The sequence below is a fragment of the Streptomyces sp. NBC_01433 genome (assembly GCF_026340105.1).
Lineage (GTDB): Bacteria > Actinomycetota > Actinomycetes > Streptomycetales > Streptomycetaceae > Streptomyces.
Window position 1 is genome coordinate 947081 of record NZ_JAPEPM010000001.1, and the last position, 17916, is coordinate 964996.

16 protein-coding genes are annotated in these 17916 nt (G+C 72.4%); 3 read left to right on the top strand and 13 right to left on the bottom strand.

Annotated elements, in window-relative coordinates; genetic code table 11:
• Positions 1–50: 50 nt before the first annotated feature.
• Together OG413_RS04120 and OG413_RS04125 are read right to left on the bottom strand one after the other, a co-directional pair.
• Positions 51–899: an ABC transporter permease gene (locus tag OG413_RS04120; RefSeq protein ID WP_266803045.1), complete on the bottom strand. Its 849-nt coding sequence runs from the start codon at positions 897–899 to the stop codon at positions 51–53.
• Positions 896–1810 (bottom strand): ABC transporter ATP-binding protein, encoded by a 915-nt coding sequence (locus OG413_RS04125; RefSeq protein WP_266803046.1) that lies wholly within the window; start codon positions 1808–1810, stop codon positions 896–898. Before OG413_RS04125 ends, OG413_RS04120 begins: the two co-directional genes overlap by 4 nt.
• Positions 1811–1942: 132 nt before the next feature.
• Between OG413_RS04125 and OG413_RS04130 the strand changes: the two genes are divergently transcribed.
• Positions 1943–3223 (top strand): sensor histidine kinase, encoded by a 1281-nt coding sequence (locus OG413_RS04130; RefSeq protein WP_266803047.1) that lies wholly within the window; start codon positions 1943–1945, stop codon positions 3221–3223.
• Positions 3220–3879, top strand: coding sequence for a response regulator transcription factor (locus OG413_RS04135; protein WP_266803048.1), 660 nt, complete (start codon positions 3220–3222; stop codon positions 3877–3879). Before OG413_RS04130 ends, OG413_RS04135 begins: the two co-directional genes overlap by 4 nt.
• A gap of 94 nt (positions 3880–3973) precedes the next feature.
• Here the strand turns inward: OG413_RS04135 and OG413_RS04140 are convergent, their stop codons facing one another.
• The 8 genes from OG413_RS04140 to OG413_RS04175 form a co-directional block, all read right to left on the bottom strand.
• Positions 3974–4585 carry a response regulator transcription factor gene (locus tag OG413_RS04140; protein ID WP_266803049.1) on the bottom strand — a complete coding sequence of 204 codons (612 nt, stop codon included), beginning with the start codon at positions 4583–4585 and terminating at the stop codon, positions 3974–3976.
• Positions 4582–5787, bottom strand: coding sequence for a sensor histidine kinase (locus OG413_RS04145; RefSeq protein WP_266803050.1), 1206 nt, complete (start codon positions 5785–5787; stop codon positions 4582–4584). The genes OG413_RS04140 and OG413_RS04145 overlap by 4 nt, the downstream gene beginning before the upstream one ends.
• Positions 5784–6539, bottom strand: a complete 756-nt coding sequence (locus tag OG413_RS04150; protein ID WP_266803051.1) for an ABC transporter permease — start codon at positions 6537–6539, stop codon at positions 5784–5786. The genes OG413_RS04145 and OG413_RS04150 overlap by 4 nt, the downstream gene beginning before the upstream one ends.
• The gene (locus OG413_RS04155) at positions 6536–7492 is read right to left on the bottom strand and encodes an ABC transporter ATP-binding protein (protein ID WP_266803052.1); all 957 of its coding nucleotides are present in this window, start codon (positions 7490–7492) and stop codon (positions 6536–6538) included. The genes OG413_RS04150 and OG413_RS04155 overlap by 4 nt, the downstream gene beginning before the upstream one ends.
• Positions 7493–7686: 194 nt before the next feature.
• Complete coding sequence (locus OG413_RS04160; RefSeq protein WP_266803053.1) at positions 7687–9756, bottom strand: hypothetical protein; 2070 nt, start codon at positions 9754–9756, stop codon at positions 7687–7689.
• Positions 9757–9931: 175 nt separating this feature from the next.
• Entirely contained in the window at positions 9932–10429 is a 498-nt protein-coding gene (locus OG413_RS04165) for a DUF6113 family protein (RefSeq protein WP_266803054.1), read from the bottom strand.
• Positions 10426–11397, bottom strand: coding sequence for an N-acetyl-1-D-myo-inositol-2-amino-2-deoxy-alpha-D-glucopyranoside deacetylase (gene mshB, locus OG413_RS04170; RefSeq protein ID WP_266803055.1), 972 nt, complete (start codon positions 11395–11397; stop codon positions 10426–10428). The genes OG413_RS04165 and mshB overlap by 4 nt, the downstream gene beginning before the upstream one ends.
• Before the next feature lie 129 nt (positions 11398–11526).
• Positions 11527–11721: a hypothetical protein gene (locus OG413_RS04175; RefSeq protein ID WP_003966517.1), complete on the bottom strand. Its 195-nt coding sequence runs from the start codon at positions 11719–11721 to the stop codon at positions 11527–11529.
• A 166-nt stretch (positions 11722–11887) separates the two neighbouring features.
• Between OG413_RS04175 and OG413_RS04180 the strand changes: the two genes are divergently transcribed.
• A complete protein-coding gene (locus OG413_RS04180; RefSeq protein WP_266803056.1) occupies positions 11888–14014 on the top strand; it encodes a S9 family peptidase in 2127 nt (708 codons plus the stop codon).
• 79 nt (positions 14015–14093) lie between these two features.
• Here OG413_RS04180 and OG413_RS04185 read toward each other — a convergent pair whose 3' ends face one another.
• The 3 genes from OG413_RS04185 to OG413_RS04195 all read right to left on the bottom strand — a co-directional run bounded on the left by OG413_RS04185 (position 14094) and on the right by OG413_RS04195 (position 17905).
• The gene (locus OG413_RS04185) at positions 14094–15287 is read right to left on the bottom strand and encodes a hypothetical protein (protein ID WP_266803057.1); all 1194 of its coding nucleotides are present in this window, start codon (positions 15285–15287) and stop codon (positions 14094–14096) included.
• Positions 15288–15684: 397 nt separating this feature from the next.
• Positions 15685–16938: an ABC transporter ATP-binding protein gene (locus OG413_RS04190; RefSeq protein ID WP_266803058.1), complete on the bottom strand. Its 1254-nt coding sequence runs from the start codon at positions 16936–16938 to the stop codon at positions 15685–15687.
• Positions 16928–17905, bottom strand: coding sequence for an ABC transporter ATP-binding protein (locus tag OG413_RS04195; RefSeq protein WP_266803059.1), 978 nt, complete (start codon positions 17903–17905; stop codon positions 16928–16930). Before OG413_RS04195 ends, OG413_RS04190 begins: the two co-directional genes overlap by 11 nt.
• Positions 17906–17916 lie beyond the last annotated feature (11 nt).

The window sequence follows — 17916 nt, forward strand, 5'->3', positions numbered from 1 at the left end:
GGGCAGTAGGCCCCACCGCGCGGGGCCTCCACTACGCGGATCGGCCCCCTCTACTGGTCCCGGCGCTGTACCGCCGTCACCGCGACCGCCGCCGCTGCCAGCGCCCACACCGCGTACACGGCCCAGGCCCCCGTATTCGTCCACGGGAACGGGACGGGCAGGTTCCGCATGTCGGTCAGCTGCGTCCACGCGCTGACCGGCAGGGTGTGGTCGACGACCGCCGTCACATACCGGCGGTCGCTCACCACCATCGGCAGCAGGAGCAGCACCCCGACCGAGCCGGCCACCGAGCCCGCTCCGTGCCGGAGGAGGGTGCCGAGCGCCAGGCCGACCAGTGCGGACACCGGTGCGAGCAGCGCCGAGGCCACGACGACGCGCAGGGCGCCCGGGTGGCCGAGGGAGACTCCGGCGTCCCGCCCGGACAGGATCGCCTGGGTCAGCCAGAAGGAGCCCCCCGCCACGGCCGCGCCGAACACGGTCATGACCGCCGTGAGCACGATCACCTTGGCCGCCATCACCGAGCGGCGGGCCGGAACGGCGGTGAACGTCGTGCGGATCAGGCCGGAACCGTACTCGCCGGTGACCGACACGGCCCCGATCGCACCGGCGGCCAGCGCCAGGAGCATGCCCGCGTTCGTGGTGAAGGCGTCGAGCAGGGGCATGCCGTTGGCGACGAAGTCGGTCCGGCCCCCCTCGTCGTACTCGTACCAGTACTTGTAGTGGTCGTACGCCGTACCCGCGTTGAACGCGACGACCACCAGTGCGGTGATCAGGTACGTCCACGGGGTCGAGCGCAGCGACCACGTCTTGATCCACTCGGCCGCCAGCAGGTCGGCGAACCGGGAACGGGGGCCGGAGTCGGTCGTGCTGCCGACGGGGACGGTGCTCACCGTGGTCATCGGGGGTCTCCTGCGGGGTATTCGACGCTGTCGGCCGTCAGTTCCATGAACGCCTCCTCCAAGGAGGATCTGCGGGTGGTGAGTTCGTGCAGCGGGAGGCGGTGGCGCAGGGCGAGTTCGCCGATCCGGGCCGCGTCCAGACCGGTCACCGTGAGCAGGTCGTCCGCGGGCTCCCGGTGCACCGAGGCGCCCTCCGACGTGAGCAGCGGCGTGAGCCGGGCCGTGTCCGGGGTGCGTACGCTCACGCTCTGCCGGGTCCCCCGCGCCGCGAATCGCGTCAGGCTCTCCGCGGCGATCAGTTCACCCCGGCCGATGACGATGAGCCGGTCGGCGGTGTTCTCCATCTCGGTCATCAGATGGCTGGAGACGAACACGGTGCGGCCCTCGGCGGCGAGCCGCCGGAACAGGCCGCGCACCCACAGCACGCCTTCCGGGTCGAGCCCGTTGAGCGGCTCGTCGAACAGCAGCACCGGAGGGTCCCCGAGCAGCGCGGTGGCGATGCCGAGGCGCTGGCGCATGCCGAGGGAGAAGCCGCCGATGCGGCGGCGGGCCGCGCCGGCCAGGCCCGCTTCCCGGAGCACCTCGTCGACCCGGGTGCGCGGGATGCCGTTGCTGCGGGCCAGGGCGCACAGGTGGGCGCGGGCGGTGCGGCCGCCGTGGGCGTCGCCCGCGTCGAGGAGCGCGCCGACGTGCCGCAGTCCGCGGGCGTGGTGGCGGAACGGCCGCCCCTGGAGGGTGGCGGTCCCGGCCGTGGGCTCGATCAGTCCGAGCAGCATTCTCAGGGTGGTGGTCTTGCCCGCGCCGTTCGGGCCGAGGAAGCCGGTGACCTGGCCGGGGCGCACGGTGAAGGTGAGGTTGCTGACGGCGGCGGTCGGACCGTATCGCTTGGTGAGTTCGTTGACTTCGATCACGGTGCCCACGGTGCCGTCGGCTGCCCCCGTACGTCATCGGCCCGCCGTTGACACTCCTGGGCGGGCCTGTCGACCGTGGGTGTACACCCGTGGGCCGATGCCGCCGCCAGTGCGCGTGGCTACGATCGGGCCATGCCGATGCCGACCCTTCCCCTGCTCAGACGTGTGCCGCCGGGCGTCTGGGCGGCCGTGGTGTGGAGTGCCGCCACGCTCTCCTCGATACGCGCGCAGTTCGGCATTCCGGGGATGCCCAGCGGTCTTCCCCTCTTGACGGCCGAGGACTGGCTGCTCCTGGTCGCGGCCACTGCCGCGGCGCTGACGGGCAGTCGGCTGCTGTCCGCCCGGCCGTTGCCCGCACTCGCCCTGCTGGCCGTCGGCTCGCTCGGGGCGGCGCCGGCGGTGGGCTCGGTGGGGGTCGCGTTCCTCCACCATCTGGCCCTCGACATCGCCCTCGGCTTCATCGTGGCGACCCGGTCGCGCCGCAGCTGGGGCCCCGCGTTCGCCGTGACCGTCGCGGTGCTGCCCGGCTATGTGCTGCTGCGCTCGCTGCTGGGCCTTCCCCTGCGGCTCCCGCACGGCGCCGACACCAGCTGGACCTCCTGGGAGGTCGTCTCCCTGCTGGCCGTGATCGCCTGTCTGGCCGGGATGTCGGTGCGCCGGACGCGTGAGTACGCACAGGAGCTGACGGCCCGCGCGGCGGCGCAGGCGGTCACCGCCGAACGGCTCCGGATCGCCCGCGAGATGCACGACACGGTCGCGCACAGCATCGGCATCATCGCCCTTCAGGCCGGTGCGGCGGCCCGCGTCATCGACACCCGGCCGGAGGCGGCGCGCAACGCGATGATCGCGGTGGAGACGGCCGGGCGGGAGACCCTGTCGGGCCTGCGCCGGATGCTCGTCGCCCTGCGCCGGCCCGAACCCGCACAGGGGCGGGACCACGGGCCGGATGGGCGTCAGCACGGACCGGCGCCGGATTCCGGGGCGCGGCCGGGCGGGGCGGCGCCCCTGCGTCCCGCCGAGGGGCTCGCGGACGTCGAGCGGCTGGCCGCGGCGACGACCGGTGCCGGGGTCCGGGTGGACGTGCGGTGGCGGGGCGAACGGCGGCCACTGCCACCGGACATCGACCTGTCGGCGTTCCGCATCATCCAGGAGTCGGTCACCAACGTGGTCCGGCACGCCGCCACCGGCTCCTGCCGGGTGTCCGTCGAGTACGGCGACGAGGAGCTGGCCATCGAGGTCACCGACGGCGGGCGGGGCGGCGGCGGTTGCACGGACACCGGGTTCGGCCTGACCGGCATGCGGGAGCGGGTGGCCCTGCTGAACGGCGACTTCAGCGCCGCGCCGGACCCCGCGGGCGGCTTCCGGGTGGCGGCCCGGCTTCCGGTTCCGGTGCCGGTGGGGGCGACGCGATGACGGTCCGCGTCGTCCTCGCCGACGACCAGCCCCTGGTGCGGGCCGCCCTGAGCATGGTCATCGCCGAGACCCCGGACATCGAGGTCGTCGGCGAGGCCGGTACGGGCGCCGAGGCGGTCCGGCTGACCGGGGAACTGCGCCCCGATGTCGTGGTGATGGACATCCGGATGCCCGGCATGGACGGCATCGAGGCCACCGCGCTGATCACCGCGGGCGCCACGTCCGCGCATGTCGTCGTGCTGACGACGTTCGACGACGAGGAGTACGTCTACGGCGCCCTGCGCGCGGGCGCGGCCGGATTCCTGGTCAAGGACATGGCGCTGGACGACATCCTCGCCGCGATCCGGGTGGTCGCCGCCGGGGACGCCCTGATCGCCCCGAGCGTGACCCGCCGTCTGATCAAGGAGTTCGCCGGACGCCCCGCGTCCGCCCCGGCCGGACGACCGCTCACCGCGATCACCGACCGGGAGCGCGAGGTGCTGACCCTGGTCGGCGGTGGGCTGTCCAACACGGAGATCGCCAAACAGCTCCGCATCAGCGTCGCCACCTCGAAGACGTATCTGACCCGGCTGCTCGCCAAGCTGGACGCCCGGGACCGGGTGCAGCTGGTGATCATCGCGTACGAGGCGGGGCTGGTGTCGACCACCACGCGGTGAGCCCACGAGCCCCACGAACCGCACGCACCCGGACCGTGTCCGGGCGCACCCCGGCCCTGAGGCGCCGCTCGCAGGACCTCCGGCCGGGCGGGACCTACAGCCAGCCCTTCTCACGGGCGATGCGGACCGCCTCCGCCCGGTTGCGGGCCACCATCTTCTGGATGGCCGTGGAGAGGTAGTTGCGCACGGTCCCCTGCGAGAGGTGGAGCGCGCCCGCGATCTCCGCGTTGGTCGAGCCGTCGGCCGCCGCGCGCAGCACGTCGCGCTCGCGGTCGGTCAGCGGGCTCGCCCCGTCGGCGAGCGCGGCTGCCGCGAGGGTCGGGTCGATGACCCGCTCCCCGGCGAGCACCTTGCGTACGGCTTCCGCGAGTTGGGACGCCGGGGCGTCCTTGACCAGGAAGGCGTCGGCGCCCGCCTCCATCGCGCGGCGCAGATAGCCGGGGCGGCCGAACGTGGTGACGACCACGATCTTCACGCCGGGCAGTTCGCGGTGCAGTTCGGCGGCGGCCTCGATCCCGGTCATCCCGGGCATCTCGATGTCCAGCAGGGCGACATCCACGCGGTGTTCACGGGCGGCGGCCAGGACCTCGTCGCCGCGGGCGACCTGGGCGGCCACCTCGATGTCGGGTTCCAGGCCGAGGAGGGCCGCGAGAGCCTCGCGGACCATGGACTGGTCCTCGGCGAGGAGAAGTCTGATCATGCTCATTCCCCGGATCCTAGGCCCGATCCGGTGGGAACGCGGAGGGTCAGGGCAAAACCTCCACCCGTGGAGGCGGGCCCCCTGGACACCGGCTCCGTGGAGAGCGTGCCGTCGACCGCGGCGAGGCGTTCGGCGATGCCGGTGAGGCCGTTGCCCGCCTTCGTGCCCGCCGGGCCCCGGCCGTCGTCGGCGACGCGCAGTTCGAGGACCGGCCCGGCGAGGGTCTGGCGCGGGGTGAGGGTCACCGTGCAGTGGCGGGCGCCGCTGTGCCGTACGACGTTGGTGACGGCCTCCCGCAGCCCCCAGGCGAGCACCTCCTCGGGCTCCTCGGGGAGGTCGCCGGGGGCCTCGGACGGGATCCCGGCGGCGATTCCGGCGGCGGCCAGCGCCGTACGGGCCGCGGCCAGTTCGCCGGGGAGGGTGGGACGGCGGTAGCCGGACACCGCGTCGCGCACGTCCGCCAGGGCCTGTCTGCTGACCTGTTCGATGTCGGCGACCTGGGCGGCCGCGAGTTCCGGCTGGCCGGGGAGCATCCGGCCCGCCAGCTCGCTCTTGAGCGTGATGAGGGAGAGCGAGTGGCCCAGCAGATCGTGCAGGTCGCGGGCGAGGCGCAGCCGTTCCTCGTTGGCGGCGAGCTGCGCGACCGTCGCGCGGGCCTCACGCAGCTCGATCGTCGTACGGATCATCTGGCGTACGCCGGTCATGGCGAACCCGCCGAGCAGCGCGGGGAAGACGAGCGCCGTGATGATCTCGCGCGGGTGGTCGCCGGTGAGGCCGATGAGCACCAGTACGCCGCTGGTCAGCGGGATCAGCCAGCAGGCGAGCCGCATCGGCAGCGTGGCGCCCGCGGAGACCGCGACGTACACGAACAGCACCAGCCAGGGGGTGCCGAGCGTCAGCGAGAGGGTCACCGCGAGGGCGGCGAGGAAGCCGATCGTCGCCAGGACGCCGGTGCGGGCGAGTGCCCGGGAGGTGTGGCGGAAGACCAGGACGAGGTAGGCGGCCACGAACACCACCAGCCCGAGGGCGCCGAGCGCGCGGGCCCACGGGGTGTGGTCGCCGTGCGCCACGTCGGTGATGGGCGCGCCCATGAAGGCGAGCCAGATGCCGATCCACAGCAGCTTGACGAAGAACTGCCTGCGGTCCTGCGGCGGGCGCCCCAGGCCCACGTACGTCTCGTGCGAACCGCCGTCTGCCACGCCGCTCACGCCTTCAGGGTGTCTTTCCGGTAGAGCCGGGCCGCGCCGCCCGCGAACAGCAGGAAGTAACCGCAGAGGAGCGCGATGTCCTTGGCCTCCGGCGCGCCGCCCATCTCGATGGACTGGCCGACAGCAGCGTACGCGTGGGTGGGCAGCCAGACGGAGATGTTCTGGAGCCACTGGGGGAAGGTGGCGGTCGGCATCCACAGTCCGCCGAGGATCGAGAGCCCGAAGTAGATGATCATCGTGATCGGGCGGACCGCGTCACCGCTGGCGAGGTAGCCGATGGCGACGCCCAGCGCGGCGAAGACCAGCGACCCGGCCCAGATGATGCCGGTCAGGGCCGCCCACTGCCAGGCGTCGAAGGTGACGTGCTTGGCGGACGCGGCGACGACGAACACCACCACGATGCACGGCAGCGTGACGATCGCGGCACTGGCGATCTTGGCCAGGACGTAGCCGCTGCCGGGCAGGGACGTCAGGCGCAGCTGGCGCACCCAGCCCTTCTCGCGCTCCTTGGCGATGCGCTCGCTGTTGCCCATGAGCACGGCGGTCAGGGCGCCGAAGGAGGCCATCGAGACCATGAAGAACGCCTGCATGGTCAGATCGGTGCCGGGCACCGTGTCGGTGGTGTTCTGGGTGCCGGAGATCAGCAGGTAGATCACCGACGGGTAGATGACCGAGAAGAACATGAACTTCTTGTTCCGCAGGGTGCGGGTCACTTCGAGTCCGATGAGGGCACCGGAAAGGGGACCGGTCATGAGGTCCTGGCCTCCTCGGCCTCGGTGATGGCGACGAAGGCCTGTTCCAGGCCGAGCCCGCCGACTTCGAGTTCGCGGGGGAACAGCCCGAGGCCGTAGACCGCGTGCACGGTCGCGTCGGCGTTGTGCGACTGAATACGGACCCGGTCGCCGCTGATGTCCAGCGCGGCGAGGAACGGGAGCGTGCGCAGGGCGGCGGTGTCCGCCGCGCCCGGCAGTTCGAAGGAGATCCGGCGGGCCCCGGCCCTGGCCTTGATCTCGGCGGCGGTGCCGTCGGCGAGGAGGCGGCCCTTGTGCAGGACGAGGACGCGGTCGGCGATCGCGTCGGCCTCTTCGAGGTAGTGGGTGGCGAACAGGACGGTACGGCCCTGCTCGGCCTGCTCGCGCATGGTCGCCCAGAACGCCTGACGGGCGGTGACGTCCATGCCGGTGGTCGGCTCGTCGAGGACGATCAGGTCGCTGTTCCCGGCGGTGGCGAGCGCGAACCGCACCCGCTGTTCCTGGCCGCCGGAGAGCTTGTTGACCATCCGGCCGGCGATCTGTGCGACCCCGGCCCTGGCCAGTACCTCGTCCACCGGGTACGGCTTCGGGTGCAGCGAGCAGACGAGGCGGACCAGTTCCTCGACGGTGACGTCCTCCATCAGTCCGCCGCTCTGGAGCATCGCGCCGACCCGGCCCGCCGCGATCGCCTCCTGCGGGCCGGTGCCGAAGAGCCGGACCGAGCCGGAGTCGGGGGTGCGCAGGCCGAGGAGCAGGTCGAGGGTGGAGGACTTCCCGGCGCCGTTGGGGCCCAGGAGCGCCACGGTCTCGCCGGGGTGCAGTTCCAGGGTGAGCCCGTCGACGGCGCTCACGTCCCCGTACGCCTTGCTGACGTTCTCGAAACGCACGGCGGCGGTTCCCGTGACGGCCCCCGCGGGCGTTCGTCCGGCCGTGTGTGCGGCTGTTGGTGTCATGCGTCCAGCCTGGCCGTCAGGGGGGTCCGGGCGGCAGGGGCGGCTGTCGTGAAAGGGGGATGACAGATGTCATGCCGGGCGCGTGACGCCGCCCAACGGCCGGGCGTGCGCGTGCGCATGACGCCGCCCCCGGCCGGAGCGTTCCGGCCGGGGGCGGCGTCATGCGAGCGGGTGTACGGGGGGTACGGGGCCGGTCAGCCCTTGCCCGTCAGGTCGATCGTGACGGTGCGCTCGGCCTGGGTCTTCCCCGCCAGCGCGGTCTTCATGGCCTGGGCCACGTCGTCCGGGCTGACCTGGTGCTTCTTGCCGTCGCCCTTGACCGCCATGATGCCGTCGAAGACACCGTCGCAGAGGGTTTCGATGGCCTTCTTGTCGTAGTAGTCGATCAGCCGGCCGTCGATCGCCTTCATGGACAGGATCTGCGGCAGCGACCTCGCCGGGCCGAACTGGATCTCCTTGGGACCGGCCTTGATCGTGATCAGACCGGACATCGCGGGCTTGGCGAACTCCTTCATCGCCCGGTCCAGTTCGGCCTGGGTGATGGTCGGTTCGTGGCTCGCGACGGGCAGTTCGACCACGCCCGCCTTTCCGGTCTGGACCTGGGCGCGGTAGGCGTCCCGTACGGAGATCAGCGACTGGTTGACGTCCAGTGCCTTGCCCGCCTTGCCCGGTACGGCGACGGCCTTGTTCGGCTCGAACCTGATCGTGCCGTCGTTGGCGGAGCCGGAGACGCCCGCCAGATCGGTCAGCGCGACCCCGAGCTTCTCCTCGTCGACCGGGATCACCGGATCGGCGGGACGTACGCCGCCGAACAGGGAGCCGATCACCGAGACCGGGTTGTAGTCGCTGCCCGCCGCCTCGCGCACGGTCTCCTGGCTGTCCAGGGCGAGTCCGGCCTTCTCCGGGTCCAGCTTCTCCTTCTTGCCGTCCACGGACAGCTGGAGGGGAGCCTGGGCCCGCTCGCCGAGGGCGGCTTCGAGCTTGCCGACCGCCTCCTCCTTCGTACCGCCGCCGATGTCGACGCCGAGCACCGTGGTGCCCTTGGGGACATCGGAGTGGTTCATCAGGAGCCCGGCGCCGTAGGCGACACCGAACAGCACGAAGACGCCCGCGCCGAGCAGGACCAGCTTGGAGCGGCCCTTCTTGGCGGGCGCGGCCTTCGGGGCCGGGCGGGCCGAGGGTCCGGGCGCCGGGACGGCCGCACCGGCGGGTCCGCTGCCCATCGGCCCCGGTCCCGCCCCGCCGGCCGGCCTGCTCGGGAACGTCGAGCGGGGCTCGCTCGGCACGACGGGGATGCCGCTGGTGAGCGTGTCGCCGGAGACATTCCCGCCGCGACCGGGCTCGGGCGCCGGGGGCTGCGGGGTCAGGATCGCGGTGTCGTCCGACATCCGCGGCGGTACGCCACCGGGGCCGCCGGGCACCATCAACCCCGGACCGCCGGGCGCCATCGGGCCGGAGCCCGCCGGGCCGCCCATGCCGTGGAGCACGCCGAGGTCGGGCGTCAGGGACGAACTGCCGGTGGCCGGTCCCGTGGTGGGACCGGACGGGCCGGGCGTACGCACACCGAGGCCGGGGGTCGCTCGCGGACCGCCGCCGGGGACCCCGGCACCGAACTCGTCCAGCGCGCTGCCGCCGGACTGCGGGCCGTCCGAGAAGTACGGCAGCTCGGCGCGGGGCGGGGTGGCCCCCGCACCGGTTCCGGTGCCCGCACCGCTGTCCGGTCCGGGCGCCGGGGTGCCGCCGTCGGCGGACCCGGTGGCGCCGGTGCCGCCCGTGTTGCCGACCACGGAGGTGGTCGTCGGGGTCTTGCGCGGCGCGAACCAGTCGCTGCCGCTCTTCTCCCTGGACGGCTTGTCGGCGGACGGCTCGGCGGACGAACCGCCGTCCCGCGCCTCCGCGGCCGGTCCGCCGGGTGTCCCGCCCGCCATGGGCGAGGACCCGGGACCGGGCACGCCGGGCCGCGGCGTGCCGCCCGTGCGCTCGGACTGGGAACGGCCGCCGGACGTGTCTCCGTCGCCCATCGGCGTACGCATCACGACCGGCGGGATGGGACGCGAACCGGGGATGTTGATCCGGATGCGCGTCGTCAGCGTCGTCTCGGTTCTCGGCTCTCCGGGCCGGGGCGGGTCCGCAGGTTCCGGCGTCTCGTCCGGGCCGTCCTGCGACGGATACTGGCGGGATCCGTACGGCGGCGTACCCGACGGGTACGCGGCCCCGCCGCGCCCCTGGGGTCCGGAGGACGAACTGTCAGTTTCACGACTCAAAGCAGGTTCTCCCGATTGGCTCCGCCGCCCGTACTTCCCCCATGCCGCAGGCCAGGGGACGGCTCGGCGCGCGCACCACCATACTTGCCGCCGCCGACGGACACTCCGCGAGCGGGCGAAACCTCCACCTGCGCATCACACCTGTGGGGGTCCTCGATGGACCGGACATGGCACATCAGGTACCGGACCGGCCGTTGCCGGTGGCTGATTGCGGCAGCCTGGAGGTGGTGGCACACATCACAGCGACGGCCATCCCGCCGAGCAGGAAGAGCGTCAGGCCGAGTTCGTCACCGAAGACGTAGTCGCCCTCGGGGCGGCCGCTCAGCAGGACGATCACCGCGACGAGCCAGCCCGCGGCCGGGGCCAGCGCGCCGAGCTGGGTCCCGAACAGGACGCGGCCGCCGTAGAAGAGGCCCGCCGTGGCGGCCAGCGCGATCAGCAAACCGCCGGGAAACCAGGCGGCTTGGACGAGCGAGCCCGCCATCGCGACCAGGGCCCCCAGCACCGCGAGGCCGAAGTAGGCGGCGATCCGGGCGGGGTTCGGCGGAGCGGCCAGGCCGGTGGGCCGTGCGGCGCTCCTGGGCGGCGCCTTGGTGCGCGGCGAATGGGCCTGGGCCCGCGCCTGGGACCCCGCCTGGGCCCGCGCCTTGTCCTTGTCCTTGTCCTGGCTCATGCCTGCACTCCCCGCGCTTCCGACGCGTCCCGTACATGCGGTTCGCCCGGTACATGCGGTTCGTCCGGCGTGGGAGGCGCGTCCGGCAGACCCGCGAACAGGTCGTGCTCCCGCGTGCCCCCGGTGGCGCCCGTGACTCCGCGCACCAGTTGGTAGTACTCGGTGGTGAAGACGGGCTGCCCGACGTCGTTCGAAAGAGCGAAGTACGGGCCGTTCAGCACGATCTGCGTGGCGTGGGCGCGCATGGCGGCCATCTTCGCGTCCGCGTACGCCGAGCCGTCGATCTCCGTCGTGATCTCCGCGTCCCCGGTCACGCCCGGTACGTCGTCGACGGCGGCGATCCCCCCGAAGGCGTCCGGGGCCGTGTCCCGCAGCCGGGCGAAGGCGGCCTCGGCCACCGGGCGGGGCACCCGGTTCCAGTAGATCTTCGCGATCGTGTGCGGGGCGGCGGTGCCGGGACCGTACGCCGGGTCCGCGGCCAGGTCGGCGGCGCGCATCGCGACCCGGTGCGCCTGGATGTGGTCCGGGTGCCCGTAGCCGCCGTCGGGGTCGTACGTGACGAGGACCTGGGGCCGGACCTCCCGGATCACTTCGACGAGCGGGGCCGCCGCGTCGTCCACGGCGGTGTCCCAGAAGGCGCCGGGGCGGTGGTTCTGCCCGGCGCCCATCATGCCGGAGTCGCGGAACCGGCCGGGCCCGCCGAGGAAGCGGTGGTCGCCGACATGGAGCTCCCGCATCGCGGCGGTGAGTTCACCGACGCGATGGGCACCCAGCGTGTCGTCCCGGTCGGCGGTGAGATGGGCGAGCGCGGGCGGGATGACCTCGCCCTCCTCGCCGAGCGTGCAGGTCACCAGCGTGACGTGGGCACCCTCGGCGGCATACCTGGCCATGGTGGCGCCGTTGTTGATCGACTCGTCGTCGGGGTGCGCGTGCACCAGGAGCAGACGGCGCGCGGGAAGGTCCTTCATGGGGACCACCCTACGAGCCCGGCCCGGGTCCGGGGAGCGGCATCCGGGGCTGGGGGGCTCGGATACCCGGCATCGACCGGTGCGCGGACAGAAGCCGAGCGCACACGGTCAGAAGACGGGTGCACACGGTCAGAACTTGATGCTGCCGATCATCCCCGCCACGTTGCTCGTCAGATCGGAGATGGTCGGCGCGATGGACGAACTCGCGATGTAGAACCCGAGCAGCATGCAGACCACCGCGTGTCCGCCCTTCAGTCCGGATTTCCGGATCAGCAGGAAGACAATGATCGCCAGCAGCACTACCGCCGAAATCGAGAGCGCCACGGCGGTTCACCTCCATCAGTACGGTCGGGAACGGGCAGCACACGTGGGGCCAGCAGGTTCATACCCACCGAGCGCTACGGATCATAACTATCCGTGCCAACGCATTGATCGGGGCACAGCAGCACGAGGGGCGCACGGACTGACGAGGCGGTCTAAGTTCAGAGCCATGACCTCGCAGAAGCTGTCCTTTCCCCGCCAGCACGCACGGACCCAGCGGTTCACTCTTGGCGCACCTCGCGCGTTCACCGTCTCACCGGATGAGACGCGGGTGATCTTCCTGCGCTCATCCGGTGGCACCGACCGCGCCAACCGGCTCTGGGTGCTGGACCCGGCGACCGGCGAGGAGCGCGTGGCCGCCGACCCCGAGGCGCTGCTGGGCGGTTCGGCGGAGCGGCTGTCGCCCCAGGAGCGGGCGCGGCGCGAGCGGACCCGTGAGGGGTCGGCGGGCATCGTCGGCTACGCGGTGGACGCCGCGGCCGAGTTGGCGGCGTTCGCGCTCTCCGGGAAGGTGTACGTGGCCGAATTGCGGGCCGGGACGGCGCGGGCGCTGCCGGTGCCCGGTCCGGTGATCGACCCGCGGCCCTCCCCCGACGGCCGGCACATCGCCTATGCCGCGCGGGGCGCGCTGCGGGTCGTGAGCGCGGCGGGCGAGGACGACCGGGCGCTCGCCGAACCGGAGGCCCCGCACATCACCTACGGCCTCGCGGAGTTCATCGCGGCCGAGGAGATGCAGCGCTTCCGGGGCTTCTGGTGGTCGCCGGAATCGGACCGGCTGCTGGTGGCCCGCGCCGACGACAGCGCCGTACAGCGTTGGTGGATCGCCGATCCGGCGCATCCGGACCGCAGGCCCGCCGAGGTCGCCTACCCGGCCGCGGGAACGCCCAACGCCGAGGTGAGGCTCTTCCTGACGGACCTGGACGGGGCCCGTACCGAGGTGGTCTGGGACCGGGCGCGCTACCCGTATCTCGCCCAGGTGCACTGGTCGTCGGCGGGCGCTCCGCTGCTGCTGGTGCAGGCCCGTGACCAGCGCGGCCAGCGGTATCTGGCGGTGGACACCGGGACCGGTGCGACGCGGACCGTGCATGCCGACGAGGACCCGGTGTGGCTTGATCTTTTCCCCGGGGTGCCCGCGTGGGCACCGGACGGGCGGCTCGTACGGATCGCCGACGAGGGCGGCGCGCGGGTGCTCGCGGTCGGCGACCGGCCGTTGACGGGGGCCCAGTTGCACATCCAGGCGGTGCTGGACATCGGGGAGTCGGACGTCCTGGTGTCGGCGACGGCGGGCGAGGAGGCCGCCGATCCGGAGACCGGGCAGAGCCATGTGTACCGGGTCAACGAGCTGGGCGTCGAGCGGATCTCCGAGGGGGCGGGGGTGCACTCCGCGGTCCGGTCCGGCGCCCTGACGGTGCTGGTGTCGGCATCCCCGGAGCGACCGGGGGCGACCGTGCGGGTGCTGCGGGACGGCAAGCGGATCGCCCAGGTCGCGAGCTTTGCCCAGGAACCGGTGCTGTCCGCGCGGGTGACGCTCACGGAGGGGGGCGCACGGCGGATTCCGTGCGCCGTACTGCTTCCCACGGGCTATAAGGAGTCGGACGGTCCGCTTCCGGTTCTCATGGATCCGTACGGCGGGCCGCACGGCCGCCGGGTGGTCGCCGCGCACAACGCGCATCTCACGTCCCAGTGGTTCGCCGACCAGGGCTTCGCGGTGGTCGTCGCGGACGGCCGGGGCGCCCCGGGCCGGTCGCCGGGCTGGGAGAAGGCCGTCCGGGACAATTTCGTCCTCACCCTCGACGACCAGATCGAGGCGCTGCACGCGCTCGCCGGGCGCTTCCCGCTGGACCTGTCCAGGGTGGCGATCCGTGGCTGGTCGTACGGCGGGTATCTCTCCGCGCTCGCGGTGCTGCGGCGCCCCGACGTCTTCCACGCGGCGGTCGTGGGCGCCCCGGTGACCGACTGGCGGCTGTACGACACCCACTACACCGAGCGCTATCTCGGCGACCCCGCCGAGCAGCCCGAGGTGTACGCGCACAACGCCCTGATGACGGACGACGGGCTGTCCGAGCCCGCCGAGCAGACACGGCCGATGATGATCGTCCACGGGCTGGCGGACGACAACGTGGTGGTCGCCCATGCGCTGCGGCTGTCCTCGGCGCTGCTCGCGGCGGGGCGGCCGCACGAGGTGCTGCCGCTGAGCGGGGTGACGCACATGACCCCGCAGGAGCAGGTCGCGGAGAACCTGCTGCTGCTCCAGGTGGACTTCCTCAAGCGGTCACTGGGACTGACGGGCGCGTGAGCCCGCGGCGAGTGAGGCCCGGTACGCCTGTCGCCGGTGGCTGAGCCGCCGTTGGTGAGGCTCCGTTGGTGAGGCCCCGTCACCAGCCGGGCGGCGGGGACGAGGGCGGCGGAGGGCCGTAGCCGGGTGCCCCGCCCGGCGGGGCGGCGGGCGGGGCACCCGGTGCGGAACTCTGGGGTCCGCCCTGCGGGTAGCCGTGGCCGGGAGCCTGGCCGGGGACGGGCGGATAGCCGTATCCAGGGCCCTGCCCCGGACCCTGCCCGTAGCCCTGCGCGGGGGCGAGCCCGTAACCCGGTCCCGCCCCCGCGCCGGGACCCCACCCCTGGCTCCAGCCGCCGGAGCCGTAGCCCTGACCGCCGGTGCCGGGGACCTCCTCGACGCCCCCGCGTCCCAGCGCGACGAGGGTGACCGCCCCGGCGAGGACCGAGAAGAACAGGGTCAGCAGGTTCAGCTGGTACTCGGTCCCCAGGTCGGCGAAGCGGTCCAGCAGGTCGTGGTGGACCGTGCGGGCGACACCCAGGACCCCGGAGGTCAGCACGAACCCGGCGGCGATCAGGCCGAGCGGCCGGGAGTGGACCGCGCGGACGGCGGCGCTGAAGGCCGCGGCCAGGCAGAGCAGGGCGACCACCACGCTGTTCCAGCCGGGCGGCGCGTCGGTGAGCGCGACCCGGACCTGCTCCCCGCCGGTGTACCAGGCGGGGTAGAGGTAGTCCGGCAGGACGAACGCCTGCCGGACCTCCCAGGCGAGGTAGAACACCCCCGTGGCGCCCAGCACCAGGAACGTGAGGACTCCGGCGCCCCGGCCGGGCCGGACGGGCCGGGCCCCGCCGCCGTCGTCCGCCGGCCGGCGTCCCGCCGCCCCGGTGACGACGAGCGCGAGCGCGGCGGCCAGCGCGACGAAGGTGCCGAGCATCGCGCGGGTGCGCAGCTCGTCCGCGTAACTGCCGTCCATCCACGAGGAACCGGTGATCCAGACCCCGGGGAGGCGCACGGCCAGGGTGACCACTCCGGTGGCGACCAGGACCGGGGCGGCGATCGAGGAACGCAGCGCGGCGACGGCGGCCAACACATAGACCACGAGCAGCACTCCGCTGCCCTGCGAGGTCGCGGGCACGCCCTTCGCCCGCGCGTCCATGTAACCGGCCCAGTACTCCCACAGTTCGGCCGGTCCGCCGGTCACCCTGAGGTCCCGTACGATCCAGCCCGCCGTGATCAGCGCGAGTACGGCGCAGAGAATCGCGCCGGTGATTCTTGCTCCCCGTGTGAATGTCACACCGGCGATACTCCACTGCCCCGTGGCGATGGACAAGGGGATCCGGAGGAAAGGCGGGGAACGGGTAACCGACCGGGGCGACATGACGACACCCCGGCCGGTTCACGGCACCCGCACGGCCGTACGTTGTTCATCCTGAGGCGCGCGTATATCGGGGCCGCGACAGCCGAGTTGCTTCCGTGTTAACGAATTTGGTGCGCATTTATCGCTTCATGTCGCCCGGTTTCCCGGCTCCCCCGGCCCCGTCGAGCGGCCGGAGCTCTCGTTCCACGCCCCTCCGCCCCCCATTGCCCACCATTGCCCCGGCCAAGCGCTGTCCCGTGGGGAATTGACGGGGAATTCCGGTTCGGCACCGGATCGAAGACCGTCCATGAGAGGTGCGCACGGCCGCTGTTCCTCAATCTCCGGACGGGTTCGCATTGCCGGTTTCCTCATCGGAATTCTCCGGCGGCGGGCCCTTCCTGAGTGCTGTGCCGGGAGCCTCCACGTCCGGGCCCGGGGTCTGCCCCGGGGTGTCCGGCAGGCCCCCCGGCACCACCACGCGCTTCTCCTCCGCGAAGTGGCACGCCGAGTCGTGCTTCGCCGGGGAGTCCACCAGCCGGAACACCGCCGGGACCGCCAGCAGCGGCACCTCCAGCTCGCACCGCTCCTGGGCCTTCCAGCAGCGGGTGCGGAAGCGGCAGCCCGACGGCGGGTGCGCCGGTGAGGGCACATCGCCGTGCAGGATGATCCGCTCGCGGTACTCGCGGGCCCTCGGGTCCGGCACCGGAACCGCCGACAGCAGGGCCTGGGTGTAGGGGTGCGTGGGGTGTTCGTAGATCTGCTCGTCGGTGCCGATCTCGATGATCCGGCCCAGGTACATCACCCCGACCCGGTCGGAGATGTGCCGGACGATCGACAGGTCGTGCGCGATGAACAGGAAGCTGAGGTTGAACTCCGCCTGGAGCCGGTCCAGCAGGTTGACCACCTGCGCCTGCACCGACACGTCGAGCGCGGAGACCGGCTCGTCGGCGACGATGATCTCGGGGTTGAGCGCGAGGCCGCGGGCGATGCCGATGCGCTGACGCTGACCGCCGGAGAACTGGTGCGGATAGCGGTTGATGTACTCCGGGTTGAGCCCGACGACGTCCAGCAGGTCCCGCACCTTCTGGCGTCGGCTGCCCTTGGGCGCGACCTCGGGGTGGATCTCGTACGGCTCCCCGATGATGTCGCCGACCGTCATCCTCGGGTTCAGCGAGGTGTACGGGTCCTGGAACACCATCTGGATGTTGCGGCGCACGGCCTTCAGCGCACGGCCGGACAGCTTGGTGATGTCCTCGCCCTTGTAGCGGATCACGCCCGCCGTCGGCCGTTCCAGGTGGACCAGCATCCGGGCGACGGTCGACTTGCCGCAGCCGGACTCCCCCACGATGCCGAGGGTCTCGCCCGCCGAAAGGTCGAAGGAGACCCCGTCGACGGCCTTGACCGCGCCGATCTGCTTCTTGATCAGGATGCCCTGGGTCAGCGGGTAGTGCTTGACGAGGTCGCGGACCTCCAGGATCGGGTCGCCGTTCGCGTACGCCGTCCCCTCCCGCGCCTTGGACAGCAGGGTGGCGGCCACCTCGCCCTCCTCGCGCGCTTCCTTGCGGCCGCCGGAGTGGTCAGCGTGCATCGAGCGTCTCCTTCCAGAAGTGGCAGGCGCTCTGACGGTGCTCGGCCACGTCGTACAGCGGCGGCTCGTCGGTGCGGCACACGGCCTGGGCCATCGGGCAGCGGGGGTTGAAGGCACAGCCGGGCGGGATGTGCAGCAGGTTGGGCGGCAGGCCCTTGATCGCGTACAGCTCCCGGCCCTTCTGGTCCAGGCGCGGGATGGAGCGGAGCAGCCCCTTGGTGTACGGGTGGGCGGGGGCCCGGTAGATCTCGTGGACCGGGGCGGTCTCGACGATCCGGCCCGCGTACATCACGGCGATCTTGTCGGCGACGTCCGCGACCACACCGAGGTCGTGGGTGATCAGGATGAGCCCCATGTTCAGCTCGCGCTGGAGCTCCGCGAGCAGGTCCATGACCTGGGCCTGCACCGTCACGTCGAGGGCCGTGGTCGGCTCGTCGGCGATGATCAGGGAGGGTTCCAGGGCCATCGCCATGGCGATCATGATGCGCTGGCGCATCCCGCCGGAGAACTGGTGCGGGTAGTTCCCCACCCGCTCCTTGGCGGCCGGGATACGGACCCGGTCCATCAGCTCGATGGACCGGGCCCTGGCGTCCTTGCGGGACATTCCCCGGTGCACGACGAACATCTCGCCGAGCTGCTGTCCCACCGTGAGGACCGGGTTCAGCGAGGACAGCGCGTCCTGGAAGATCATGGCCATCTCCTGGCCGCGGATCTTGCGCCGCTCCTCCGGCTTGAGCTTCAGCAGGTCGCGGTCCTTGAAGAGGATCTCGCCGCCGCTGATCTTCCCCGGCGGCATGTCGAGGATTCCCATGATCGCCTGTGCGGTGACCGACTTGCCGGAGCCGGACTCGCCCAGCACGGCCAGCGTCTCGCCCTCGGACACCGAGTAGTTGACCCCGTTGACGGCCTTGGCCACCCCGTCGCGGGTGTGGAACTCCACGTGCAGATCGCGCACTTCGAGCAACATGGCAACGGGCT